At 42.7% G+C, this 26,000-nt stretch carries 17 protein-coding genes and 1 pseudogene; 5 read left to right on the forward strand and 13 right to left on the reverse strand.

Annotated features, from left to right (window positions below; genetic code table 11):
• Positions 1-114: 114 nt before the first annotated feature.
• Both AC19MV_RS14855 and AC19MV_RS14860 read right to left on the reverse strand, forming a co-directional pair.
• The gene (locus AC19MV_RS14855; RefSeq protein WP_498308534.1) at positions 115-555 is read right to left on the reverse strand and encodes a hypothetical protein; all 441 of its coding nucleotides are present in this window, start codon (positions 553-555) and stop codon (positions 115-117) included.
• Between the two features lie 508 nt (positions 556-1,063).
• Positions 1,064-2,068 carry an NAD(P)H-quinone oxidoreductase gene (locus AC19MV_RS14860; RefSeq protein WP_498308536.1) on the reverse strand — a complete coding sequence of 335 codons (1,005 nt, stop codon included), beginning with the start codon at positions 2,066-2,068 and terminating at the stop codon, positions 1,064-1,066.
• Positions 2,069-2,263: 195 nt separating this feature from the next.
• On the opposite strand from AC19MV_RS14860, the gene AC19MV_RS14865 reads away from it, so the two are divergent.
• The 3 genes from AC19MV_RS14865 (at position 2,264) to AC19MV_RS14875 (ending at position 6,199) form a co-directional block, all read left to right on the forward strand.
• On the forward strand, positions 2,264-3,058 hold the full coding sequence (locus tag AC19MV_RS14865) for a substrate-binding periplasmic protein (protein ID WP_498308538.1): 795 nt from the start codon (positions 2,264-2,266) through the stop codon (positions 3,056-3,058).
• A 169-nt stretch (positions 3,059-3,227) separates the two neighbouring features.
• Positions 3,228-5,684 carry a M1 family metallopeptidase gene (locus tag AC19MV_RS14870; RefSeq protein WP_498308539.1) on the forward strand — a complete coding sequence of 819 codons (2,457 nt, stop codon included), beginning with the start codon at positions 3,228-3,230 and terminating at the stop codon, positions 5,682-5,684.
• Complete coding sequence (locus AC19MV_RS14875) at positions 5,681-6,199, forward strand: DUF6702 family protein (protein WP_498308541.1); 519 nt, start codon at positions 5,681-5,683, stop codon at positions 6,197-6,199. Before AC19MV_RS14870 ends, AC19MV_RS14875 begins: the two co-directional genes overlap by 4 nt.
• Before the next feature lie 72 nt (positions 6,200-6,271).
• Here the strand turns inward: AC19MV_RS14875 and dauA are convergent, their stop codons facing one another.
• The 8 genes from dauA to AC19MV_RS14915 form a co-directional block, all read right to left on the reverse strand.
• The gene (gene dauA, locus AC19MV_RS14880) at positions 6,272-7,996 is read right to left on the reverse strand and encodes a C4-dicarboxylic acid transporter DauA (protein WP_432400965.1); all 1,725 of its coding nucleotides are present in this window, start codon (positions 7,994-7,996) and stop codon (positions 6,272-6,274) included.
• Positions 7,997-8,219: 223 nt separating this feature from the next.
• Positions 8,220-9,491: a sensor histidine kinase gene (locus tag AC19MV_RS14885; protein WP_498308543.1), complete on the reverse strand. Its 1,272-nt coding sequence runs from the start codon at positions 9,489-9,491 to the stop codon at positions 8,220-8,222.
• On the reverse strand, positions 9,491-10,177 hold the full coding sequence (locus tag AC19MV_RS14890) for a response regulator transcription factor (RefSeq protein WP_498308545.1): 687 nt from the start codon (positions 10,175-10,177) through the stop codon (positions 9,491-9,493). The genes AC19MV_RS14885 and AC19MV_RS14890 overlap by 1 nt, the downstream gene beginning before the upstream one ends.
• 18 nt (positions 10,178-10,195) lie before the next feature.
• Complete coding sequence (locus AC19MV_RS14895; protein WP_498308547.1) at positions 10,196-13,369, reverse strand: efflux RND transporter permease subunit; 3,174 nt, start codon at positions 13,367-13,369, stop codon at positions 10,196-10,198.
• A gap of 2 nt (positions 13,370-13,371) precedes the next feature.
• Complete coding sequence (locus AC19MV_RS14900; RefSeq protein ID WP_498308549.1) at positions 13,372-14,577, reverse strand: efflux RND transporter periplasmic adaptor subunit; 1,206 nt, start codon at positions 14,575-14,577, stop codon at positions 13,372-13,374.
• Complete coding sequence (locus AC19MV_RS14905; protein WP_498308551.1) at positions 14,574-15,980, reverse strand: TolC family protein; 1,407 nt, start codon at positions 15,978-15,980, stop codon at positions 14,574-14,576. Before AC19MV_RS14905 ends, AC19MV_RS14900 begins: the two co-directional genes overlap by 4 nt.
• A 141-nt stretch (positions 15,981-16,121) precedes the next feature.
• Entirely contained in the window at positions 16,122-17,501 is a 1,380-nt protein-coding gene (locus AC19MV_RS14910) for a sigma-54-dependent transcriptional regulator (protein ID WP_498308553.1), read from the reverse strand.
• A gap of 15 nt (positions 17,502-17,516) precedes the next feature.
• A complete protein-coding gene (locus AC19MV_RS14915; RefSeq protein ID WP_498308555.1) occupies positions 17,517-19,478 on the reverse strand; it encodes an ATP-binding protein in 1,962 nt (653 codons plus the stop codon).
• A gap of 426 nt (positions 19,479-19,904) precedes the next feature.
• On the opposite strand from AC19MV_RS14915, the gene AC19MV_RS14920 reads away from it, so the two are divergent.
• Positions 19,905-21,695 (forward strand): flavocytochrome c, encoded by a 1,791-nt coding sequence (locus tag AC19MV_RS14920; RefSeq protein WP_160053628.1) that lies wholly within the window; start codon positions 19,905-19,907, stop codon positions 21,693-21,695.
• An 83-nt stretch (positions 21,696-21,778) separates the two neighbouring features.
• Here the strand turns inward: AC19MV_RS14920 and AC19MV_RS14925 are convergent, their stop codons facing one another.
• Positions 21,779-22,348, reverse strand: a complete 570-nt coding sequence (locus AC19MV_RS14925; RefSeq protein ID WP_498308557.1) for a DUF7010 family protein — start codon at positions 22,346-22,348, stop codon at positions 21,779-21,781.
• A gap of 253 nt (positions 22,349-22,601) precedes the next feature.
• Between AC19MV_RS14925 and AC19MV_RS14930 the strand changes: the two are divergent.
• A pseudogene (locus AC19MV_RS14930) lies at positions 22,602-22,892 on the forward strand (transposase domain-containing protein); the annotation flags it as partial.
• A 44-nt stretch (positions 22,893-22,936) separates the two neighbouring features.
• On the opposite strand, the gene AC19MV_RS14935 reads toward AC19MV_RS14930, so the two are convergent.
• Positions 22,937-23,974 carry a DcaP family trimeric outer membrane transporter gene (locus tag AC19MV_RS14935; protein WP_432400940.1) on the reverse strand — a complete coding sequence of 346 codons (1,038 nt, stop codon included), beginning with the start codon at positions 23,972-23,974 and terminating at the stop codon, positions 22,937-22,939.
• Positions 23,975-24,092: 118 nt separating this feature from the next.
• Positions 24,093-25,670, reverse strand: coding sequence for a multiheme c-type cytochrome (locus AC19MV_RS14940; RefSeq protein WP_498308559.1), 1,578 nt, complete (start codon positions 25,668-25,670; stop codon positions 24,093-24,095).
• Positions 25,671-26,000: the final 330 nt, after the last annotated feature.

Consider the following 26,000-nt stretch of genomic DNA (forward strand, 5'->3'; position numbering starts at 1 on the left):
AAACGGCATAAAGAATTAACATTCTTTATGCCGTTTTCATCAGTGGGTATCGCAAGCTGATAAATCACTACTACATAATATGCTGCTATCAATAACAGCATATTATCCACGCGATTAATCGTCTACATTGTCGCCCATGTCATCAAAATCATCACTATCGTCGTCATCAGAGTCATCAAAATCTGGAAGATCATCATCTGAATCTACAACTTCATCTGGCTCAACCACAGGTTTGGCTTTGCGAGGTGGTGCCGTATCTGGCACTTTTGACAAGTCTATCCGTGATTGGTGCTTTAACATAAACTCAGCACGTGCAGCTTTCCAAGCATCCCCAAACTCAGCCATAGCGGCTTTCGCTTGTTCGTCATCTAAGTCGTGTAAGTTAACTTTAACGATGTCTTCTACGAATTCAACAATCGTATTGCGCGTAGTATGAAACATATAAACGCGCCCAGGTGACGCTTGTGGTAGTTGATTATCATGAACCACGACAGTATTACCTTTCGATGTTCTTAATTCACCAAACCAAAGTTGTTTTTTTGCTGTGTTATACATATATGCTAACGCCCTTAAATCAACACATATACTCAAAATGATGCAAGGTAATGAGTTAAAACACCCTCATTCTGCACCACGATTATCTCTTCTGTATTTACGTGGGTATTTAAACAGAATATTTCTGAGAATCAATGCCTAAAACGATGAATTTTTCGCGCAACCGCATAAAAATGCCAATATTGGAAAAATTTGCCCAGATAAAGACCATTACCATTACTAAAAAAATGGTCTTTAAGCTACCTAACGATACGATTGAATTGCTACCGTTAGTTCACAACCCCAATTGAATTTTGCTCAACTGACTCACTACAATGTGACGTTGTGGGCTGCATTAGACCCTCTTAATAAACATCGATAACAGGACAATAGCTGAAATCAAACAGCCTTCAAGTTTTTTATCTAAAAAACCTTGTCAGTATCGCATTATCTTTATCACGCTTTTATTCATCTCAATTCAGCACTTGCCCTAAGATATTACGACCTGGCCAAATTGAGATACGTAAATTTACGCCAATAAATCTAATACTATCTTACCTTTATGCTTACCCGACTCCATTAACTCATGTGCTTTTACTACCTGCGAAAACGGAAATACACTGTCGATTGGAATGTTCATTTTGCCGGCGTTTAATAACGGCCATACATGTTCTGCTAAGCCCTGGGCAATTTGTGCTTTATTTTCTACGCTTTGCGGGCGTAATGTCGACCCTGTCCACACCACTCGTTTAGCCATAATACGAAAAATATCTACAGTCGCCTGTGGGCCACGTTGCATGGCAACTGACACCATACGGCCGTCTGTCGCAATGGCTTTGAGGTTTTCATTGATAAAGTCGCCACCGGCAATGTCCATAATCACATTCACGCCGACACCTTGGGTAGCCGCTAAAATAGGTTCAACAAATTGCTCTTCGTTGTAGTTTATCGCCAAACTGGCACCTTGATCTAAACAGTATTGGCATTTTTCATCGCTGCCAGAAGTTGCAAAGACTTTTGCGCCTAAACGACTTGCCATTTGAATTGCAGTAGTACCGATACCGCCAGAACCGCCGTGGATCAATACCGTTTCACCCGCTTTAAGTCCGCCGCGAATAAACAAGTTACCCCACACAGTAAAAAAGGTTTCTGGTAATGCAGCTGCCTGCACATAACTGTAACCCGTCGGAATAGGTAAACAATGTGCTGCGTATGTATTCACTAACTCGGCATAGCCGCCACCCGGCACTAACGCACACACTTTGTCGCCCACTTGCCATTGCGTCACATTGCCTGCCACCGCAACGATTTCACCCGCGACCTCTAAACCAATAATGGGGCTAGCACCTGCTGGCGGTGGATAAGCGCCAACACGTTGCTTAATATCAGGGCCATTGACACCTGCGGCATACACCTTAATCGTCACCTGGCCTTCAGCAGGTATGGCTAATGTTGATTGAGCCATGGTCATCACACTAGGTGTGCCGGGTTGCTCAACATGCACATGGGTAAATTCTCTGTTTACTGTTGCCATAAAATATTATCTCGATTTATTGTTATCAAAAAGTAATCAGCATTAAAAGCCTGTTATTGCTCAGCGGTGATTGTTCACAAAGCGAGCTAGAATGTTAGGGGAAACTAAAGTAGTTTCTTTTTTAATCAAAAAGGTATTGCCTATAATAAGTAAACAATTACTATATCCGCCCGTTCAAATCATGGAGCACAATAGTTGTTTAAGTACCTGTTGATACTACTGTCGTTAATCAGTATTCACGCCCATGCAACGCCAATCCGTATTGCGTCGGATATTTGGTGCCCTTATATCTGTGAAAATGAAACGGGTTATGTTGTTGAGCTAACAAAACGCGCCTTTGAAATTCAAGGACAAACAACTGTATTTGTGACTATTCCTTATAAACGTGCCCTTATTGAGCTGCAACGTCACAATATTGATGCGGTACTGGCATTAACGCCTAGTGCCATTGCCAACAATCAACTCATCGACGCGAATGTTATTATCGGCTATAACAGCAATGACTTTTATACCCTTATTGGTAAAGACGAGTCGTTTAAAACCATTGCCGATCTGAACCAAACTTCACAAGCAGCGGCAGTCAGTGGCTACGACTATGGCGTTGAACTTGATGCCTGGCTAAACGCTCATCCAAATACCTACTTTGCCTCGGGTAACGATCCGTTAGCGATGAATATTATTCGATTAGTAAAGGGTCGACACTCGGTTATTGTCGACAACAAAAATGTCATTGAGTACACCGCAAGTCAATTAAACTTAAGTCAACACTTGCGCTATGCTGGCACCATTGGCCAGCCAGTACCGTTACATGTGGGCTTTAGTCAGCAAAACCAGGCCAATGCGACCCTTTTTGCTAACGGCATTGAAATGCTAAAAGCAAATGGTGAGTATCAAGAAATAATTAACAAATACAAAATCTTACCTGGCACTACAGCGAATAAAGCGCGACATAAGCGCTTACGAAAATTTCTACCTGCCATAAATCAGTGATACTCCCTGTTTATTGGGCACACAAAAATCCGCTTTAAAAGTGCAAACTTTCGTAACATTATTTCTCTGTATATTCACTTCAACTTAGTTACACTCTGGCCACAAAAAATACAATAAATCATCATTTTGGCAATATTGGCACTGGCTCGCTGGCGTCAAAGGAGTGTTTATGCGCGTGTATCGTCAACTGCTAGTCTTGGCACTGACCAGTTCAGCAATGTTTACCAGTTCGGCTTCAGAAATCGTCCAAAGTAAGGGCCACTTTGTCGATAAATTTCGCCAACTTGAAGAAAGCCTCCCTACCCCAAATGATTACCGCAATGCAGCAGGCGAACCAGGTAAAGAGTATTGGCAACAGCAAGTTGACTACAAAATTAATGTCACATTAGATGAAGAAAAGCGTCGTATTGAAGGTGAGCAAGTGATTACTTATCACAATAACTCTCCGTATACGCTTAAATATCTATGGTTAGAGCTAGAGCAAAACCGCTTTAAATCAGATTCAATTGCAGAGCGAAGCAGTGCTTTTTATGGGGTTGATGGTAGCGTAAGTGCCACCAACACTTATGGTGATAATGCATTTGCAAAAATCAGCCTGCAAGACTTACGACGCCAACAGTTTTTAGCCGATAACAACTTGGGCTATCAGATTGCTGCAGTGACCGACGCCAACAAAAAACCGCTCAAGTACACCATCGTCGGTGCTCAAATGCGAGTCGACTTACCCACGGCATTACGTCAAAACCAATCAACTCAATTGCGCATTAACTACGGCTACAATATTTTAGAAGAAGACGCTGTTGGGGCTCGTTCGGGTTATGAACACTTTCCTGACGATGACCGCAAAGGTGGCAACGACATTTTCTTGTTAGCACAGTGGTTTCCGCGAGTAGCCAGTTATTCAGATTACGAAGCGTGGCACAACAAAGAGTTTTTAGGCAGCGGTGAATTTACTCTCGAGTTTGGTAATTACGATGTGAGTATGACCGTGCCGAGTGACCATATCGTCACAGCCACAGGCGTATTACAAAATAGCAAAAAAGTGTTGTCTTCAGAGCAACTTAAACGTTTAGAAAAAGCTAAAACCGCTGAAAAGCCAGTGTTTATAGTATCGGCAGATGAAGCACTCGCCAATGAGTCGAGCGCAGCTACAGGCAGTAAAACCTGGCACTTTACAGCCGACAATGTCCGCGACTTTGCTTGGGCATCATCGCGTAAATTTATATGGGACGCTCAAGGTTATCAGCAAAAAGACAGTAATAATCCGCACGTAATGGCAATGTCGTTTTACCCAAAAGAAGGTGGCGAACTGTGGCAGCGCTATTCAACAGCGTCAGTTATTCACACCCTTAAGGTCTATTCGCGCTTTACCTTCGACTATCCCTACCCTGCAGCCATTAGCGTTAATGGTCCTGTCGGCGGCATGGAATACCCAATGATCAGTTTTAATGGTCCTCGTACCATTTGGCACGACGATGACAGCCGTACTTATACCTTGTCGGAAAAACAATTCTTAATCGGCGTGGTGATCCACGAAGTCGGTCATAACTATTTCCCGATGATTGTGAATTCAGACGAGCGCCAATGGACCTGGATGGATGAAGGCATCAACAGCTTTTTAGACGGTATTGCGACTCGCGAATGGGACCCTAAACTGTCTTGGGGACGTGAGCCAAGTGATGTAATTGAATACATGAAGTCTAACGTGCAAGTGCCGATTATGACGCAGTCAGACAGTGTGTTGCAGCTTGGCCCCAATGCCTATATTAAACCTGCTGTTGCGCTCAATATTTTGCGTGAAGTGATATTAGGCCGTGAATTATTTGATTTCGCCTTTCAAGAATACAGCCAGCGTTGGATGAACAAACGCCCAACACCAAGCGACTTTTTCCGTACCATGGAAGAAGCCTCTGGGGTTGATTTAGATTGGTTCTTCCGAGGTTGGTTTTACAGCACCGATCATGTTGATATTTCGTTAGACCGCATTTATAAACTGCGCTTAGACAGCAACAATCCAGACATTGATTTTGAGCGCCGCCGCAAAGATTATCAAGGTAAACCCATGCCTTATTCGGTAGAACGTAATCAACAAAGTGGTCAAAAAAGCTGGGTTGAACTGAACTCAGATAATCTTGATTATCATGACCAAAATGATCAATTTAGCGTCACCAATAAAGAACGCAACAAGTACAACAAAAAACACGCCGAACTCGACGAATGGGAACAACAAGTACTCGCTCGAGCCATTAAAGAAGATAAAAACTATTACGTCTTTAACTTTGCTAATCTCGGCGGCCTCGTGATGCCCATTTTACTCGAGCTAACGTTTGAGAATGGCAACACAGAATCATTGGTTTTACCTGCTGAAATTTGGCGCCGCTCTCCCTTTGAAGTCAGTAAACTCATTGTGACCGACAAAGACGATATTTTAGTGTCGGCGGTGGTCGATCGCCGCGGTGAAACGGCCGATGTCGATATTGAAAATAACTATTATCCACGCCAAATTATCCCTTCACGTATCGAAGCCTTTAAAGAAGAAGAGCGTAAGGGCAATCAGTATCGCGATATTATGCATGACAACAAAGAAGCGCTTAAAGAACCCGAGATTAAGGTGAAAAAGAAGTGATACGTCAATTAACCTTACTATTAATCAGTATTGTGAGTTTGGGTTTCTTTACAGGAGAAGCTCTTGCCCACCAGCAAAAAGAAGCTTACACCAGTATTGTATTCAATCAGCGCAGTGGCATGCTAGAAATTCAACATCGATTTTATTTACACGATGCTGAGCATGCCGCCCAGCAAGTGATCGATAAAAACACGGATTTGATCAGCGATCCGGTTGGTCGTGATGCCTTTGCTTATTACGCTATTTCGACTTTTTCGATGCAAGACCAACAACAGCAACCGCTCACGCTGACTTATGTTGGCACCGAGTTAGAAGGTAAGTATTTGTGGGTGTATCAAGAAACCCCGATAACTGCAGAAATGGATGGGTTTTACCTAAAAATGACTGCGCTACAAGAACTGTGGTCAGAACAAACTAACCACATTAATGTAGAGCGCAATAAACGTGTCACTTCAGCAAGGCTGCATATTGCTGATTCATGGCATTATATTGAAGTAGCTAAACCTGCCAAGTAACTAAATCTATTCAATAGATAGCACTTCTGCGCTGTGGATCGTTATAACGGCTCCTGTAATTTTACTTAGCTGTTAAGTTTTCACTACATCATCGAGTGCATCGGTGAGTGTTGAATACGTCACACAATGTACGCCATCGGGTTTAAAGCCGGCTTTTGCCAAGGTTTTAAGCGGCTGAAATTGAAAATCAGCTAACAGTACCCGGGTATTATCGTGCTTACATTTAGCGATATATTTGTATAACGCCGCTACGCCACCCGAATCTAAAATAGACACCCCGTCAAAATACAACACCACACCATCTTGTTCAGCACTTAAATGTACCAACTCACCAAATACCCCATCAGCAGCGGCAAAAAATAATGGTCCGTTGATTTTAAATACTTTCCAGCGCGGCGGTAGTTCTACATGAACATGCTTTTTCTGCTCGCTAATGTCTTGTACCTTGGTCATGTCGGCCACTTGTTTCATAAACAATAACGATGCCAAAATAATCCCAGCGCTGATCGCTATCACCATGTCGAAAAAGATGGTCAATAATAAACACACCATTAATACCAGCACTTCACTGGCAGGGGCTTTTTTGATTAAGTGAATAATCTTGGGCGCTTCGCTCATGTTCCACGCCACCATGATAAGCAATGCAGACATCCCCGCCATTGGGATATACGCCAAAATGGTACTCAAGGATAATAAAGATACCAATACCACCAGCGCGTGGATCATTGCGGCAATGGGGCTCACTGCACCGGATTTATAATTGGCTGCCGACCGAGCTATCGCTGCAGTGGCCGTAATCCCGCCAAAAAATGGGGCAATAATATTGCCGATACCCTGGCCTAATAACTCACTATTGGCACTGTGCTTTTTACCTGACATACCATCTAGCACCACAGCGCACAGTAACGATTCAATGGCCCCTAACATGGCAATGGCAAATGCGGCAGACAATAAGTCACTGACCAGTTGCCAAGTGAATACCAGCGGCGTTTCGCCCATTTGTGCCCGCAGCCAAGGCCACTCAAAATCGGGCAGCATTGACGGTATACCGGCACCGATAGAGCCGTCGGCTAAGGTAAAACTGAAGGTTGAGCCTATCGTCGACACATGAAACCCTAACAGGTTTAACATCAAAGCCACCACACTCGCCGCCACCACTGCGGGCAAATGAGCGGGTATGTTTATCTTGAGTTTAGGCCACAAAATAAACACCACTAAGGTGCTTATCCCCACCAGCATCGTCGGCCCGGAAAACCCAGGAATTTCTTGTATTAACGTGGCAACTTTACCCACAAAGCTCTCTGGCATGTCAGTAATGTTTAAACCAAAGAAGTCTTTAACTTGCAATACCGCGATAACCACCGCTATACCACCAGTAAAACCTAACGTGACTGACTCCGGAATATATTGAATAAAGCGTCCTAAGCGAAATAACGCCATAACGATTAACATCAACCCTGACAAAATGCTGGCAAGCAATAATCCAGACAAGCCATATTGATGCACAATGGGATAGAGGATCACCACAAATGCGGCTGTCGGCCCAGACACGCTATAACGCGAGCCACCGGTGAGCGGAATAACAAACCCGGCAATAATGGCGGTATATAAGCCGTACTGCGGTGCCACGCCAATAGCGATCGCCAGCGCCATTGCTAAGGGGATAGCAATAATGCCGACGGTAAGGCCAGCTAATAAATCTTTAGACAATGCAGTAACACTGTAGGGATTGTCTTTTAGTGATTCTCGGAGCGCGTGTCCGATACGGAGAGAAAATAGATGTGTGCGGTATTTCATTGCGGCGATCCCATAACCTAGTACGGCGTCAAGATACCCCTCATTATAGACCGATTGTTTCACAGCACAATCGAATTAAGTTAACACTTGATGATAATTTAATTATCATCACATTATAATAAAAAATCATATAATCCGATGTACTCGTCCTCCGCATAGAGACAATAAAAAAGCCACTGAAGTGGCTTTAGGAAATCATGCTGTAAAACAAGTGGCGACCAACTTAATAACGGCCACTTTTATGACAAAAATCAACGGACACTTTACGGCCCCGATTGGTTTCAATGTTTTGATATGGCCAATCATATTGAGTGATCAAACGCGTGGTGAGCTCAAGCCCTAAACCAAAGCCTAAATCTTCACTGCTGTTGGCGTGCGATTCACACTGATTGACAATGCTCACCGATGCAGCTGACTGCTCAATGGTGACCGATCCTTCTAACGTATGTTGAAACGCATTACGAATAAGATTGGTCATGATAATCCGGCATAACGTGCTTGGGAGTTGTTGCGCTGACTCATCTGTATTGATGTGAATTTCAATATTTTTGCCATGGGTTAAATACGTTAAATCTTGCACTAATTGGCGGATCAGTAGCCCTAGGTGAACCTCATTTAGCGGTAAGCTTTTACCTTCACGCCGATTTAGCCACAATAACGTTTCAGTTAAATCTGTCATTGTGATGCCAGCACGTTCAATCCGCTCAACGACCAGTGCTTGTTTTTCAGCACTCGCGCCTTTGCTTATTAATTTTTGCAGTAGCTCGGTATTGGTACGAATAACCGCTATAGGCGTGCGCAACTCATGGCTGGCATAACTTAAAAACTGTTGCTCGCGCGCTAAGCTGTCTTGCACTGTGCTTAAACTGGTTTTAATGATGGAGGCTAAGGTATTAAGCTCGCTGTAGTGAAAGTCAGGCGTAGACAACTCAAGCTGCTGAGTATTGAGGCCTTTGGCCCAATTTTTGAGCCTTTCTATTGGCAACGTAACACGGCGCATCACCAAAATCAGCACTACAGCAAAGGCAATAATGCCTAATATTGCCGTTAGCAAAATGATTAAAAAATACGGCGGACCATTTCGCTTAAAGGCACCTATTTTACTGCGTTCAAATACCGTTGACACAAAACGTATTTCATTATCGTGTTGAACTTTCATTACAAAATAACCGGCATCTGGTGGGGTTATTAAGTTACCGCCGACAATAGCCTTATTCAGTACATTTAATTCTGTTGGTGGCTCAAGCATAATTTGGCGCACTTTTTCGGGTAGATCTTGCCAACGACTGGCGACTGTAAATGATTCAAACTGATAGGGCTTTGCGTCTGATACATTTTGCTGCTGGCCTTGGGCATACATTGATACTCGCAAAGACGCATCCATGCCCGAGATAAAATAGTGCAGGCTTAATGCAGACAAAATCAAAATGGTACTGATACCCGTAATCAACATTGCCAATAATATATAAAGCCGAATGCTTGGGATAATTTTCATTATGAATGGCTTTCCTTTATCGCAAAACCATAACCGCTGATGGTGTGCAATAACTTGTGTTCATGCTCGGCATCGACTTGCTTACGCAAATTAAAAACATGTACTTTTAAGCTGTTACTGTCGGGCTGTTCATCGCCCCATACCGTTTGCATTAATTTTTCCCGCGACACAGGGTTCGGGCTGGCTCGCATGAGCACAGTTAAAATTTTCAATGCGGTCGGCGACAGTTTTAATTCGATATTGTTACGAAAAGCCTGTTTTTGCTGTACATCAACGGTTAAATCGGCCAGCGCTAAACGCTGCACCTGGCCACTGCGCCGACGGGCTAATACCTTAACTCTGACAATGAGCTCTTCCATGGCAAAGGGTTTCACTAAGTAATCATCTGTACCATTGGCAAAACCGTTGAGTTTATCGTCTAGCGTGTCACGCGCCGTTAGCATTAATACCGGAACATCAATACCTTGAGCGCGTAATGACTCACACACTTGCAAACCATTCATTTTGGGTAAATTTAAATCCAGAATCACCGCGTCATAATGATTCTGTTGAATTAAATGAAGTCCTGCCAGGCCATTTGCACTGTGATCACACAAAATGTCTTCTAGCTCAAAATACTCAATAACCGCTGTAGCGAGGTCAAGATCGTCTTCGACCAGTAACAATTGCAACTTATCCGTTGTCATCAAGCGGGCTCCTTAGTGTTATGCAGGCGCAGTTTCGTCATTATTAGGGCGTAACTTATTCATTATACGAGTAATAAAGTCTTTTGTTTCACACTGAATCAACAGCAGTGACGGGGTTAAAATCAAGGTGATCACTGTGGCAAACAAAATACCATAACCCAGCGCCGCTGCCGCAGGAATGAGGAACTGCGCTTGCAATGAGGTTTCACCTAATAATGGTGCTAACCCCGCAAACGTGGTCACCGATGTTAGCAACACGGCACGAAGTCGTCCGGTGCATGACTCAACAATGGCATCGTGTATCGACAAGCCTTCTTCTTTAATCAATTCATTAAAGCGCGACACCAATAATAGGCTGTCGTTGACCACCACACCACTGAGCGCCAATATACCATTTAACGATAAAATACTGATGGTTAAGTCGTTCCACCAATGACCTAAAATCGCCCCGACAATACCAAATGGAATCGCGGTCATGATAATAACAGGTTGCACATATGACCTAAGCGGCACGGCCAGCAAAGCATAGATAGCGATTAACGCGAGCACAAACATAGACTCAATAGAGCTCGTGGTTTCTGCCTGTTGTTCTGCTTCTCCGGCAAAGTTAAAGCTTACCCCTGGATATTGCACTTCAAGCTGCGGGACTAACGACTGCTTTAATTGACTCACTAACTCATTAGAAGCAATTTTATCTTTGTCTAACACCGCACTGATATACACGGCGCGTTGGCTGTCTATTCGGGTAATATTCGAGGGTTGATAATCATTAATGATTGTTGCCACATTGCTTAATGGCACTATGGTTCCGTCGCTGGTACGCACATTAGCAAGCTTGATATCACCGATGGTTTGGCGGTCTTCATCAGGATAACGAACACGGACTTTAACCTCGTCTTTACCACGTTGAAAACGCTGAACGACACCACCGCCAAACGACTGCAGTATTTGAGCCGATAAGCTTTCGGTATCAAATCCTAGGGCGCGACCTTGTGCAGTTAATTCAAAACGATATTGTGGCTCACCCAGGTCTAGGTTGTTATCAATACCACTGACGCCGTCCATGGTTTCAATTGCCGCTTTTAACGCTTGGCCGGCAGCAAAAACTGATTCGGTATCGCTGGCCTTAATCTCAACTTTAAAGTTATCGAGCATTTCTTTTTTCGCTAATACTTTAAGCTTTTTGACTCCTTCCATTTGGCCAACGGCCTCAGTCCATTTAAGGGTAAATGCTTTTAGCGTATATGGGCTATTAGGGGCTAACTCAACTTGCACCTGGCCAGAGCTACTGCTGCTGGCCAACACATGTAGGCTTGTTAAATAACTGTCCTTAACCTCACTATCACTCGATTCGGTAGATGATTGCGCTGAAAGCTGTGCATCAACATCTTTTGCCGCGCGTTCTAAGGTGGTTAAATTTTTATAGGTTTGACCAAAACTGGCATCATTTTGCATTGAAAAATCAGCCACGGCAGTATCACCGGTAATATCAGGGAAGAACGCCACTCTCACACTGCCAGTTATCGGCATGCCGGCCACCATAATAAACATCGCGATAAACACCATTAGGACGGCATAGCGAAAACGCAGGGCAAACTCAATTAATGGCTGGTAAATCACTCGGCTAAACCACTTTAAACTGCTGTCTGCTGCATGTTGAAGATGGTTAAACCATGATTTTTTGGCACGTTTTTTAGTATCGATATGAGCTAAATGTGACGGCAGAATAAACTTAGACTCCACCAGCGATAACATTAAACAAATCGCCACTACCGTACCAAACTGGGCATAAATCTGCCCTAAACGCCCTTCCACATTGGCTAATGCCACAAACGCCACCACAGTGGTTAACACACCAAAAATAGTTGGCGTCGCGACTTTTAACGTACCTTTAATGGTGTTATCGATGTTGTCGCCGTATTTTTGTCTGGTGCTATACACGCTCTCACCGACCACGACTGCGTCATCCACCACGATCCCCAGAGCCATAATAAAACCAAAGGTGGTCATTTCGTTCAGGGTTAAGCCGGCAAAATTGTTGGTCATGAAAAACAAGGTGCCAAAGAACACAAACGGCAAACCTGCTGCCACCCAAAATGCTACGCGAAGGTTTAAAAATAACGCCAAAATAATAAACACTAACGCAATACCGCTTAGGGCATTTTTCACCAGTAAACTTAAACGTTCGGTAATCATGGTGCTTTTGTCATACCACGAGGCAATACTGACATTCTCGGGTAATGCACTCGAGTTACGCCACTTTTCAACCACCTGTTTAGCTTGCTCAACAATATCAACGATGTCGCCGCTCTCATCCATAACAATCTGAATCGCGCTCGAGTTGGCATTGTTATAACGCGACAACACAAAGGTGTCGTCGGCAAAACCGTCTTTTACCGTGGCGATATCGCCTAAGGTAATTAACGAACCCTGGCTGTTTGTAATGATTGGTAAAGCCATAAAGTCTTGTTGTTGATATGCCTGATCTGACACTTTTAAACGCACGGTTTTATCGTCGTTGTATAAGCTGGTCGAAATTGATGTCGCCGATTCGGCATTAATCGCGCTGGCCACTGTGGCAAGCGTTAACCCATAGGCTTGTAACTTAGCTTCATCAACTTCAATCGAAATCATGGGTTCAGCTTTGGCTTTAATCTCAAGGTCATGAATCGCATCCTGGCTGAGTAAATCTGACTTTAATTGCTCGGCTAATGCCTGCAATGTTGCGCGGTCAGCATCGCCATAAATCTCAATCCACAAGGCATGGTCTTGCATGCGCATTTTATCAATAACGGGGTTTTCAGCTTCGCTTGGAAAGCTATAAATCGCGTCGACATTGGTTTTAATGTCGGTGAGTAAGGTGTCTAAATCATACGAGCTGGTTTTCTCAATCATCACACTACTGCCATTGGCATTAGAGGTTGAGGTGATGCGCTTAATGCCTGGTACGGTTTCTAGGGCATCTTCAATTTTGATTGCGATACCTTCTTCGGCTAATACCGGATCGCCACTGTCGTAGGTAACAGACACGGTGACACTATCTGGCTCTAAACTCGGAAAAGCCTCTTTACGCAGGCTATTAAGCGAGAACAAACCCACGATAATCATGCTAATAAGTAATAAGTTAGCGGCCACTGAATTTCTGGCAAACCAGGCAATTGCCCCTGTGTGTGTTGATTGAGGAACAGACATGACTATACCTCTTCCTTAGCAAGCACTTTGGTGCCGACTTTAAAGTGACTTAACGGGCGTTTTACAATTTGCATTGTGGCTGGCATACCCTGTTTCGTGGTTAAAGGCATCACGTATACGAAACCGGCTTTTTCAAAGGCAATCGTGACAGCTGACTTAGCGAGTAGGCTATGTTCGTCAACAAACCAAATGTCGCCTTGTTGCGAAATAGCCGATGAAGGTAATTGCCATAAATTCTCTAAAAACTTGCCGTTTATCTGCGCTTTAACAAAGGTACCTGGATACAAATCAGTTTGCTGTGCCAGCGGGTTGTCGACCACCACCACTAATGAACGTTGACGACTCGTTTGGGTTAAATGCTGCTCTACCCGCTCAATATAACCTTGCCATTGATTTAGGCCATCGGTGCTTTGTAACGTCACACTCCAGGGGGTTTTGGCTAACTGGTCGTTATCAAATGCAGGTAAATTTTTCCATTGTTGCTCAGACAAAGGGACGTTGATTTCAACTTCAGCCACACTGTATAAGGTGCCAAGTTGGGTGCCCGTTTGCACATAACTGCCAGGTTGAATATCACGGCTAATAATCAGCGCATCAAATGGGGCGGTAATTTGGGTATAAGCCACATCTTGTTGGGCTTTTTTGAGCCCAAGTTTGGCATTATCCAATGCGGCTTTGGCCTGGGTTAATTGCGGGGTACGCAATACCAGCGGTGATGCTGGCTCGCCAGATAAACCTGAGCGCAACCACTCCGCCTTAGCTTGCTCGCCTTGGCGTTGCTCTTCTAATAAATCGAGTTCAGCTTGCGCTACGTCGGTTTGCGCTTGAGTTAATGCTTGCTGATAACTGGTGTCATTGATTTGGCCCAGTACTGTGCCTTTTTTGATCACCTGGCCTGATTCAAATTGACGATTTAGCTCAATCACCTTACCGTTCACTTCAGCACTTAAGGTGAGCTCAAAGCGTGGTCTTGCTTCACCAAAACCTATCACTTCTGCCTGGTATTCCTGGCCATTAACGACCACCACACCTACTTGAGGTAATAGCGTTGCTGGTGCACTTTTTTCAAGGGGCTTAGCCGGAGTTTCCGCTGTGGGTGCTTTTTGATTAGGCCCTGGCGGCATTTTAGAGGCGGTATAACCTAATGCTGCAAAAATGCTGCCCACAGATAAAACAGTGACAATAACGTTCATACGGTTAAGTTTCATGCGGATACCCCTAGACCTAATGCCAGGCCTAAATCAATGCGGTTAACAAGACGGTTATAAATAGTGGTGGCAAGCTGCGATTCAATATCATAGGTTTGCTGCTGCACTGTGAGTAGGTCAAAAATATCAACCAAACCCTGACGATACTTTTCTTCGTAACTCACAAAACTACGCTGAGCACTCATTTGTGCCTCGGTTAAATATTGTTGTTGTTTGGCAAGGGAATACTCTTGACCAACGGTGTTTTCAACTTCGTTTACGGCGTTGAGTAAGGTGTCTTGATAAACCCAGTAACGCTGCTCCGTGGTTAAGCGAGCCAATTCGGCTTGCGATTTCAATTTTCCACCTTGAAATAACGGTGCAGATAACTGCCCAAGCACACTCCATAGCGGGCCGGTGAGTAATGCATCACTTGGCGACTCTGCCATGTCGGTTAAGCTGGCAGATAAACTGATCGACGGTAACATCGCTTTATAAGCAGCGTCGGTGCGTAATGATTCTGCTTCAATATTATAAAATGCCGTTTTAATGTCTGGGCGGCGGCCAAGATTTTGCTCACCAAGTACACTAATTGGATTGATCACTGCCGGAAATTTCATTGCAACATCTGCCGCTAAATCCTTGCCAGTCCACTGCCCGGTTAATAAAGTTAAATCCCGTTTACTTTGCGCAAGTTGCTCCTGGTAGCTCACCAATGTTGCACGAGTGCTAGCTGCGCTGGTATTGGCGTTATCAAGGTCTTCTAAACTGCCTAAGCCCACCCGATAGCGCGCCATAATCAATGCCTGGTTGTTTTCGAGTACCGCTAAACGTTGCGTTTCAATCGCCACTAATTGTTGCTGTAGGCTAATGTCTAACCAACTGCGCATCACATTGGCAACCACTAAATCTTTGGCACTTTGTAAACTGGCTTGTGAACTGGCAATGTCTTTTAGCGCAGCATGACTGCTGTCGGCGATTTTTTGCCATAAATCCAGTTCCCAACTGACGGTAATGTCAGTGGTGTAGCTGTCGTCACTGTCTTCTGTTTTTGAGCCGCTAAAGCCCGCATCTACCGATGGTAAACGGCTTGCAGAGGTAATACCGTGCTGGGCATACGCCATATTTAACGCCACAACGCTTTGTTGCAAACTGGGATTATTTTGCAGTGCTGCCGTGATAAAACGCTGTAATTCAGGCACATTGACCAGATCGGTCAAATTCGCCACTGCAACGACTGAGGATGTAGAGGTATCATCAGCCTTTGATTCAGCCAATAACTGCGCCAATAAACGTTGGCTAACATCGGCCTCAGTTTTACTCGCTTGGTCACTATAACTGGCATAGTCAACGCTGCTGCAACCCAAAAGGGTCGACACCATCAGCGCAAGCATGACATTACGTACCGCAGGTTTTACTATCATCGACCGCCTCTCCAAAACATGTGTATGACACAATAATGGAACAAGTGTACTGATGAGCTGGTTAAGGAGGGGTTAAGATGGAAAGCAAAGATAAAAAACACACCTAACTAGGTGTGTTTTAGCCACTAAACCAACTTACACTTAATGCCCTTTTAGTCGCCGGCTCAAAGCACTTTGGCTGATCCCCAGGATTTGCGCTGCGGCGGTTTGATTATTGGCGGTGCGACTCATGGCTTCATCGAGTAATGCTTGGTTCATTTGGGCGATGGTCGGCAATGACTTCGGGAAGATAATTCTATCCGCTGGCGCAGCTATTAATGACTTATGTTCATTTATAGCCTCCATAAACGGACTGGTATTAAGGGCTATACCGTCACTTCTGCTTACGGCATCAAATACCATTCCCTTCAGCTCATGTAAATTACCGGGAAAATCATAACTTGCTAACTGAGAGGCCAATTCTGCGGGTTGTATGGGTGCGGGTAAATTCATTTCAGTTGCGGCTAGGGTGATAAAATGATTGATCAACATCGAGATATCTAACTGACGCTCAACCAGTGGCGGTAATTTAATTTTATGCGCGCGCAATCTATATAAAAGATCGCTTCTAAACTCGCCAGCGTGATGAAGCTTAAGTAAATCATCTTGAGTCGATACCACGAATTTACATTTTACTGGGTATGCGGTGTCACTGCCTAAAGGATAATATTGTTTGTTTTCAAGCAGGGCTAATAATTTCACTTGTGCATCAAGTGGCAGTGCGCCAATTTCGTTAAGATAAAGTACGCCGCTGCCGACTTGATGCAATAGACCTGCAACCGCTTCAAGTTCACCATTATGGTGATGATACAACTGGCCACACATTTTTTGTTCAAAGTATTCACTGCTAATGCCCGCAAGATTAATGCAGATAAAAGGTTCATTTGGGCTATAAAGCGCATGGCAAGACTTTGCGAACTCACTCTTACCGGTACCGCTCGCACCAGAGATTAACAGCGGTTCAGGGCTACACGATACCGCTTCAAGGTAGCGAAATTGATCTAATAACAACGGCTCACAGGTTAAAATATTATTAAATGCTTGTGGGTTATCTAAGGTGCGACTTAAAAACCTCTCTTTAATGTATAAATAGTTACGCTCAAGCCCAACCACTTCAAGTGCTCGTCGCACCGTCCGTGCGAGGTCGTCGACATTATCTGTTTTAATAAAATAGTCATAAGCGCCATTTTTAATACACCGTACTGCAGTATCCACTTCATTTACCCCAGTAACAATAATGACCCGAGTATTAGGAAAGTCACTGCGGATCATCGCTAAAATGTCTTCACCTGAGTGAAACGGCATCGTAAGGTCGACCAATACCAGTGCATAGTCACCCACCTGCAAGCGACTTTGAACCTGACGACTGTCAATACAGGTGTCAATAACAGCCTCGGGAACCAGGCGGTTTAATGTCACGGCCAGTGTACGTAACCATGCGGCTTCATCGTCGATTAACAGAATATTTCGAGCTAACTTCATTGGTTAAATCCTAGTTTAATGCGCTAAAGCAAACGTTAAGCAAATCCGAGTACCTTGGCCTACCGTTGATAATATTTGCATTTCGCCTTGGTGCTCTTTAATAATTTTACTGCATACCGACAACCCTAGCCCACTGCCACCTTCGTTGCGTCTGGTAGTAAAAAAAGGTTCGGTAATTCTTTTTAATGTTGCGCTATTCATGCCGCAGCCATTATCGACAATACTTAACATTGCCTTATCGTCTTGTACGCTGGTTTCTATGACTATCTCAGCTTGTTGAGCAGTGCAGGCGTTACAGGCATTTTGAATAAGGTTAATTAATACTTGATGCAGTTGCTGAGCATCACCGTTAATACAAGGTGAAAGCTCAGATAATATGATACTAACTTGATGCGTTTTAGTTTGATTTGCCGTTAACCGCTGCGCGACTTGAACAACATCATTTAAACACACGCGGGTATATTCATCGGCTATATGCGGCATGGCATAACGTTTTAAATCATTGACGATTCGGCTAATACGTTTAGCACCCTCTTCAATGGCACCGCAACTGTATTGCAACTCGTTGATGGCGACGTCGGGATTAAGCCCAGCAATAAGCCAAAAAGGATTTTGTTTTTGATAATGGCTAGCCGCAGGCGCTAAGTCTTTCATTGCCGCACTAAATAACGACACGGCATGGACGATTAGTCCGGTGGGGTTATTGATTTCATGGGCAATCCCTGCAGATAACTCACCAAGTGAGGCTAAGCGACTGGCTTCTTCGTTTGCTTGACGTAACCTGTGTTGCTCGGTTGACTCCTCAAGCAAAATAACCACCTGGTCTTGAGCTATGGGGTGAATTTGTAATTGCCAAAATTGTTGTTGGTAGCGCATATCAGCAATAAGTGATTTTTGACTGGATAACACATTAAGCACTGCGGTTTTAAGCACAAATGAATCATTGTCTATGTAGTAAAACCCATCTGAATCTAACAAATGAATATTGTTATCGTTACTCCATAAATGCTGTAAGTCTTGATTAACAATGGTCACCCCATTAGGGATACCATCGAGCACAGATTGAAACTGTTGCGACAGTTCGGATATCTCGGCTTCAATCAGTTTACGTTGCATCAATTGGGCATTTAACGCTTTCGCGTGACGGCGTAAGCTCGCACTAATAAATCCGGTATAGACCAACCCAGCGGCAGAAATAATAGCCACCACAATCGCCAGTGCGAATAGGCGCTTTTCGGTAAAGGTTAAATCGACTTTTTCGCGGCCGGTGCCAAACCATTTATTAACCAGTAAATCATATTCACCCGACAGCTTTAATTGCCTTAATGCATCGTTAATTTGCTTCATCTGCTTGGCTTTAGTGGCATTGGCGACAAAATTGAACGCGCCGTAAATTAATGCATCACTAGAGCTGCGCACCGACGGATACAAGGGCTGTAGACGCCGAGCAACAAAGCTTTCGGCAATCACCACGTCGACCTGATTTTTAATCAGTAATTGAAAGCCGGTTTCATAAAGATCAACATCAACCCGATCAAATTTTTGCAGTTTGTCAGACAAAAATACATCAACAAAAGCGCCTTTTTTAATGGCGACACGCTTACCTGCTAAATCTGCCCAGTTATTGATTAGCGCTTTACCTTGTAAGGTGTAAGCTTTGGCATGAGTGGCATAAATAGGGTCTGATTGCGCTAACTGACGGTCCATATTTATCGGGCTCACCACCGCAATCACATCAATGTCGCTGTTGGGGTTTTGCACATCGTTTAGCAGTTGCTGAAAACTTTTGCGCCGAACAATAATTCGCGTACTGGTTAGCTGACCAATTCGGTTCATCAGCTCAACATTAAAGCCTTGATCGACGCCATTATTGCGCCACTCTAACGGCGCTGTATTTGAGTGCACGCCAAAAACAATGCTGTCTTGCGCCAGCACTGGCAGAGTAATACAAATAAGGCACAGCAATATCAATCTCATGCGTTCATATTATCGATTTACCCTAAATGAAACTGTGCAGCATTCCGCATATGAGTAAATCATTATGTAATAAACGCGCTTAGTCTAAATTCATCCGTATTCCACTCAATGTGATCTCGCTCAACATCCGCTATGCAAAATTGCATATACCTCTTTGTAGCTATGCATGTTTGCATAGTGAGTTTTAGGGCTTGTGATTAAGCAGTCATTTATCTCTACATAATCACCTATCTCATTGCTGGTTTCACGATCATGGATAAAACTGAGTATGAGCAAATAAATAATCAGGTCGGGATAATCTATTCGACCCACATTTAGCCGTATTTGTAGCGTGGAGTGATGATCACTTCTGCATTGATAAAACAAAAATAAGACTTCTATCATTAATTGGCTTATCACCGTTAAGGCATAGAAGGGGGAATCAACATGAAAAAGATGAAAATTGCAGTCTGTCTAGCCACGTTAATGGGTACCGCAGGCCTAATGGGTAATGCCGTAGCCGCTGACAACTTAGCCGACTTCCATGTGCAAAACCAAGAATGTGATAGCTGTCATACAGCAGATGGTGAACTCTCAAATGACAGCTTAACTTATGAAAATGCGCAATGTGTATCGTGCCACGGCACATTAGCCGAAGTGGCAGAAACCACAAAACATGAACACTACAATGCACACGCCTCTCACTTTCCTGGCGAAGTGGCTTGTACTTCATGTCACAGCGCTCACGAAAAATCGATGGTTTACTGCGACTCTTGCCACAGCTTCGACTTTAACATGCCATATGCTAAAAAATGGCAACGTGATGAACCAACTATTGCAGAACTCGCCAAAGACAAAGCAGAGCGTCAAGCTGCACTAGCAAGTGCTCCGCGAGATACTGTTGATGTGGTGATTGTCGGTTCTGGTGGTGCTGGTTTCTCTGCTGCGGTTGCAGCACATGACAGCGGCGCTAAAGTGATTTTGATTGAAAAAGAACCCGTGATTGGTGGTAATGCTAAATTAGCAGCCGGCGGCATGAATGCAGCCTGGACTGACCAACAAAAAGCCAAAAATATTACTGATAGCCCTGACACTATGTACAAAGACACCATGAAAGGTGGTCAAGACATAAACGACCCTGCTTTAGTTAAGATCTTAAGCTCACATTCTAAAGACTCTGTTGATTGGATGACCAAAATGGGCGCCGATTTAACCGACGTTGGCATGATGGGCGGCGCATCAGTTAACCGTTCACACCGTCCAACCGGTGGTGCGGGTGTTGGTGCTCATGTGGTACAAGTGCTTTACGATAATGCGGTTAAACGTAATATTGACTTACGCATGAATACTCGCGGCATTGAAGTGCTTAAAGATGATAACGGCAGTGTAAAAGGTATCCTCGTTAAAGGGATGTATAAAGGTTACTACTGGGTTAAAGCTGACGCGGTTATTTTAGCAACCGGTGGTTTCGCTAAAAACAATGAGCGTGTTGCTAAGTTAGATCCTTCATTAAAAGGCTTTATTTCTACTAACCAGCCTGGTGCCGTAGGTGATGGTTTAGATGTCGCTGAAAATGCCGGTGGCGCATTAAAAGACATGCAATATATCCAGGCGCATCCAACACTGTCTGTTAAAGGTGGCGTGATGATCACCGAAGCAGTACGTGGTAATGGTGCAATTTTGGTTAACCGTGAAGGTAAGCGTTTCGTCAACGAAATCACCACTCGCGATAAAGCCTCAGCAGCCATCTTAGAACAAACAGGCAAAACAGCTTATTTGATTTTTGATGACTCTGTACGTAAGTCTCTGTCTAAAATTAACCAATATGTCGGTTTAGGTGTTGCACCCTCTGCAGACAGCTTAGTTAAATTAGGTAAAATGGAAGGTATTGACGGTAAAGCATTAACTGAAACTGTCGCCCGCTACAATAGTTTAGTCACCAGCGGTAAAGACACTGATTTTGAACGTGCAGACTTACCACGTGCACTAAACGAAGGTAACTACTACGCTATCGAAATCACCCCAGGCGTACACCACACCATGGGTGGCGTGATGATCGATACTAAAGCAGAAGTCATGGATGCTAAAAAACAGGTTATCCCTGGTTTATACGGTGCGGGTGAAGTAACCGGTGGTGTTCATGGCGCTAACCGCTTAGGGGGTAATGCCATTTCAGACATCATCACCTTCGGTCGCTTAGCTGGTGAAGAAGCCGCAAAATACGCTAAAAAGAACTAGGCAATATTGAATTAACTGATTTGCTAGTATCAGTGAAGCCACAGCTCTGTGCTGTGGCTTTTTTTATACTGTGATTTATAGCGTTAAACACTCACGGTTAATTCTTGCTGTTGGCGCCAATGAAACTGCATGACGGGTATGGAAAATCCATAACATAACACCACGATTAACGGTTGGATTTGAAAGCTTAATTCTGGCCATAATTGAAAGGCAACAACGCAGGCAATAGTGCGAACAATAGCGTGCACAATAGCAACCTTTTGCGCGGCAATCACGCCATGAACTAACCACATTAATCCCATCTGAATCGCTAATACAAAAGGGAGTGCGAGATAATTTTCCATAAAAAATGGAATGCTAATGCCAAAGGTTAAAAAGCACATCCCCACCGCAGCCAGAAATACGTTTTCAAACCAATTACGATTAGCCGCCTTCTTAAACCCAAAGCCTTCTCCCGTTAGCTTAGAGACTCCCATGGCTAAATACACAATTGAGCCCGTGCCAATAAAAATAGCCATCACCATTTGTGAGGCGGGTAGAATAAAGCTTAAAGCAAATAAAATACTCCAGACAATCATGCCAGATAACGGCATAGCCAACGCTCTTTGCTGACGGTATTCAATTAACTGCTGATCCAATGATTTATGTTGCATGATAAAGCCTCCTTGTTGGTATGGATTTATTATCAGCAAAACGCTCATCGAGCAGTAGTGTGCTTTGTCAGCAATACGCCATGACAAATGTCATCTGTTGCAGCTCTCTTAAAGGCAGGATTTTTAGCCATAAAAAAGAGCACCTAGGTGCTTAATGTCGATCAGTTAAGAAATGAAATTAAAAAAATATATCGCTCTATTTACCTATCTTTCAGCCTGCCAAAATCTGGTAATCTTCATTATCGGATTTTTTATGGAACTTTCAGAAGCACTTGATCGCTCTTCAATTAAACCGCTTGACCGAATTCTCATGCTTTTCTGATTTCATTGACCCCGATATTATTCAATCTTGTCTAGACTCCAACGGCATTACAATATTAAGATGCCGAAAACTCCCCATGGATGCTATGGTCTTGGCTGTTATTGGTATGTCTTTATTTCGCAATGAATTCGTTCGTCAATGAATTAACAAGCTTCACATTTTACTACCAGATAAGTGGTTGATGATGTCGCTAGAAGTGCTGTAACGCAGGTCAGAAAAAAGTCATAACATCATTGTGATGACTTTTAGTACATAATTAGTAAAGGTTAAATGGCATATATCATTGAAAATTGTCCATAAAATGAGTTTTTATCTTCATGTTCCAACTCGTAATTTCCCACTTCAAAACCAACTGAAAGTTCTGGTGTTAAATTTTCAAACAAGTTAACAGCCCACTGACTAATTTCAGTATCGCTATTATCACCTTTGATATAACCATATATGAAAGTAGATCGCATCGTGTCAGTCCAGAAATGACGATATGCCACATTATAAGCAGTAGACTCTTCAACGTCGTCTCCTACCAGATCTTTTACTGCGGCAGTTCCTACATAACGACCCAGTTCACCGGTGTGGAATTGAAAACGGAGATCATCGTGACCAAATGTATTCACTTTACCCGCAAAACCACCACCAATAGTCGTTTCTGTATTTCCTTCTAACGTATTTAATTGACGGCCAAGAGCAGAAAATGAAACATTACCCCAGTCACCTTGAAAAGTATATTTAGCAATAACATCTGGCACATTATCATTGGCTGTATCACCACCATAACTTTCTGGATTTTCTAAGGAGAATTGGAAGCCTCCATTTGTATATCTAATCTGTCCTTGACGAACAAATGAAATCCCCATTAATGTACTACCAAAATCAGCAGTTTCAGCAATAGCACTTGGATTCATGAATGTTGTCCAAGTCTGTCCTGCGAGAATATTTTTATAACTTATATATGCATGTCTAACTCTAGGATTATAAGAGTTTGAAACGATTTCATTTCCTGAACCACCATATAAATCCATTTCAATAAAACCTGTGACATCACCGTGTTCATACTTTGTATTAAAACGTGTTTCGTTTGCGAAAATTTTAAACTGAGAAGCATTTTCATCTAACCCTACACCACCACCTTTCCAATTATCTTGATAGGCAACATCACCATCAACATAACGGGCATCAACTTTAATATAACCACCAAAAGTTATTTTATTATCATCGTTAATTTCAAATTCATATGCAGCAAAAGAAGATGAAGAGATACAGCTTAATGCTATTGCTAGAGCAATAGTATTTAATTTAGAGTTCATAATTTATTCCTATAGACGTAACTCTCCCTACGTAGGGGGAGTTACGTAATTTAATTAATACAATGAGTTAAATTATTAGATATTAAAAATATTAATTTAATATTTTTAATAAAATAAATTACATAGCTTTTTTCATATGATCAGTTAATTGCTGATATCTTGCTTCAGCTTTATGTAAACGTTCTACTTGTGTGTCATCGAATTTACCAGGTTGTGGGAATTCCGATTGATGGCAACTAGAACAAGCGTTTGGTAGTACATCAAAATCTGTACAGTAGTGTACATTTTTTGGATGCTTCACACTGTCATAGCAAGAACCGAAGTCTTTGTTTATTTTCCCCCAAGATTGAGTCAATTTAGCTTCAGGATCTGCATCAGGAAGTGTAAATTGTTTGAGATAATTAAACTGTGCTAATGATTCTGTCGGAGTAATTGCTTTGAAAACATGCAGTCTGCCATCATAGCGGGTAGAGCGAAGAAAACTAATCATGCCATATGGCATATGACAATCAACACAGTTAACATCCGCTTGCATATGAGAATTCCCCTGATGTTTAGCTGTACCTTTGTCTTTATTATGACAACTTAGACATAAATCATTAGCAGGTAATCGGGTTTTCTGTGTATGTGGATCATGACAGGTTTTGCAATTCATACCGTTTTGAAAATGCTTGGTACTTTCTATTTGCATGGTATAAGACTTTCCTTGTTGGAAATAATCCGTACCAGCCCATTTTTTACGAACATTATCAACGTAAAACTCATCCAGTTTATCGCCAACATTATAATGTTGACCTTGGCCTAGAGGATTTTTTTCATCGAATTTAATCGGAAGTTCGCTCCAAAAACCATTGTCATAATTAATAGCATGGCCAGACTGATGACACTGATCGCACTCTTCACTTCCCGTCTTACTGTCTAAGTTTTCTGGGTTTACAATATCTTTTTTATCTCGACTTTTGGCATGTGCGCCCCCTGGGCCATGACATTTTTCACACCCAATAGCAAATTCAGTTGTTGTCCAAATATTAGTTTTATCTGCTGAACGCCCTAACTTACCTGCATCTGTCCATGTTTCAGCATTAAACCCAGTTAGATGGCATTCTGCACAACGGTTTTCGTAATTATGAAATTGTTCGAATGTAGCGAGTTTCTCATCTGATGAGATAGAACCATCATCGTTAAACCAAAATAAGTCAAAAGCATTTCCCCAACGCTCTTGTTTTTCTTCATTATTCCAGTAATTAAATGGTAAAACAATTAAAGAATCTGATTCTTCTGCATAGGAAAAAAACATCGTTTGAGAAGTATAACCAACCGCATCGACTTGATAAGAAAGTTCACGATTAGGATCTTTTTTATCATGAATGGTGACCCAATATTTTTTCCCTTTCATAAACAAAGTAAATTTTCGGTCTTTATTACTGGTTGTAATAACTTTAGGCTCTTTTTCTGTACCCCACGGCGCACTGATGGAATTATTGTCTTTTGTATATAACTTTCTCATCACGTTTGCATGACGAGTTCCCTGCCATTCTTTATAAACATCTTGATGACATGTTTTACATTTTTGGGAGCCGACGAAATCGCCTCTTGGATTCACATCTTGATTCGCAAACGATGGGTTAAAGCTACTAAAGAATATTATTAGAAAAAAAAACGGCATGTTTTTCCCAATGGATTTTAAAGCGTTCATATTTATCACCTCTCATAATTATTATTTTTTGAAAAGTTTAATTAACTATCATCACTTCATAAAAAAAAGACAAAGTCACCCTATAAGAAAGCATTATATTAATAATGAAAACTCACAATAATTAAACTTAAATAGTATATTTACCTAATGTAAAACATTCAGTAAAACCTCCTTTTATGTAACATCTTTTATCAACATAATGAATATATCCCATTTTTGACCGATTGGTCATTAATTAAGTGTTTTTATATACCCAATTAGTGATACAGGTCGACTTTTATTATTAATGGTGAAATATACCTATATGGGAGTGTGAGGTGACGTTAAATA

Source organism: Shewanella sp. MF05913 (assembly GCF_059758095.1).

Coding starts and splice junctions, on each gene's coding strand:
- AC19MV_RS14855 (WP_498308534.1), bottom strand. CDS start 555: ATGTATAACACAGCAAAAAAACAACTTTGGTTTGGTGAATTAAGAACA.
- AC19MV_RS14860 (WP_498308536.1), bottom strand. CDS start 2,068: ATGGCAACAGTAAACAGAGAATTTACCCATGTGCATGTTGAGCAACCC.
- AC19MV_RS14870 (WP_498308539.1), top strand. CDS start 3,228: ATGCGCGTGTATCGTCAACTGCTAGTCTTGGCACTGACCAGTTCAGCA.
- dauA (WP_432400965.1), bottom strand. CDS start 7,996: ATGAAATACCGCACACATCTATTTTCTCTCCGTATCGGACACGCGCTC.
- AC19MV_RS14885 (WP_498308543.1), bottom strand. CDS start 9,491: ATGAAAATTATCCCAAGCATTCGGCTTTATATATTATTGGCAATGTTG.
- AC19MV_RS14890 (WP_498308545.1), bottom strand. CDS start 10,177: ATGACAACGGATAAGTTGCAATTGTTACTGGTCGAAGACGATCTTGAC.
- AC19MV_RS14895 (WP_498308547.1), bottom strand. CDS start 13,369: ATGTCTGTTCCTCAATCAACACACACAGGGGCAATTGCCTGGTTTGCC.
- AC19MV_RS14900 (WP_498308549.1), bottom strand. CDS start 14,577: ATGAAACTTAACCGTATGAACGTTATTGTCACTGTTTTATCTGTGGGC.
- AC19MV_RS14905 (WP_498308551.1), bottom strand. CDS start 15,980: ATGATAGTAAAACCTGCGGTACGTAATGTCATGCTTGCGCTGATGGTG.
- AC19MV_RS14910 (WP_498308553.1), bottom strand. CDS start 17,501: ATGAAGTTAGCTCGAAATATTCTGTTAATCGACGATGAAGCCGCATGG.
- AC19MV_RS14915 (WP_498308555.1), bottom strand. CDS start 19,478: ATGAGATTGATATTGCTGTGCCTTATTTGTATTACTCTGCCAGTGCTG.
- AC19MV_RS14920 (WP_160053628.1), top strand. CDS start 19,905: ATGAAAAAGATGAAAATTGCAGTCTGTCTAGCCACGTTAATGGGTACC.
- AC19MV_RS14925 (WP_498308557.1), bottom strand. CDS start 22,348: ATGCAACATAAATCATTGGATCAGCAGTTAATTGAATACCGTCAGCAA.
- AC19MV_RS14935 (WP_432400940.1), bottom strand. CDS start 23,974: ATGAACTCTAAATTAAATACTATTGCTCTAGCAATAGCATTAAGCTGT.
- AC19MV_RS14940 (WP_498308559.1), bottom strand. CDS start 25,670: ATGAACGCTTTAAAATCCATTGGGAAAAACATGCCGTTTTTTTTTCTA.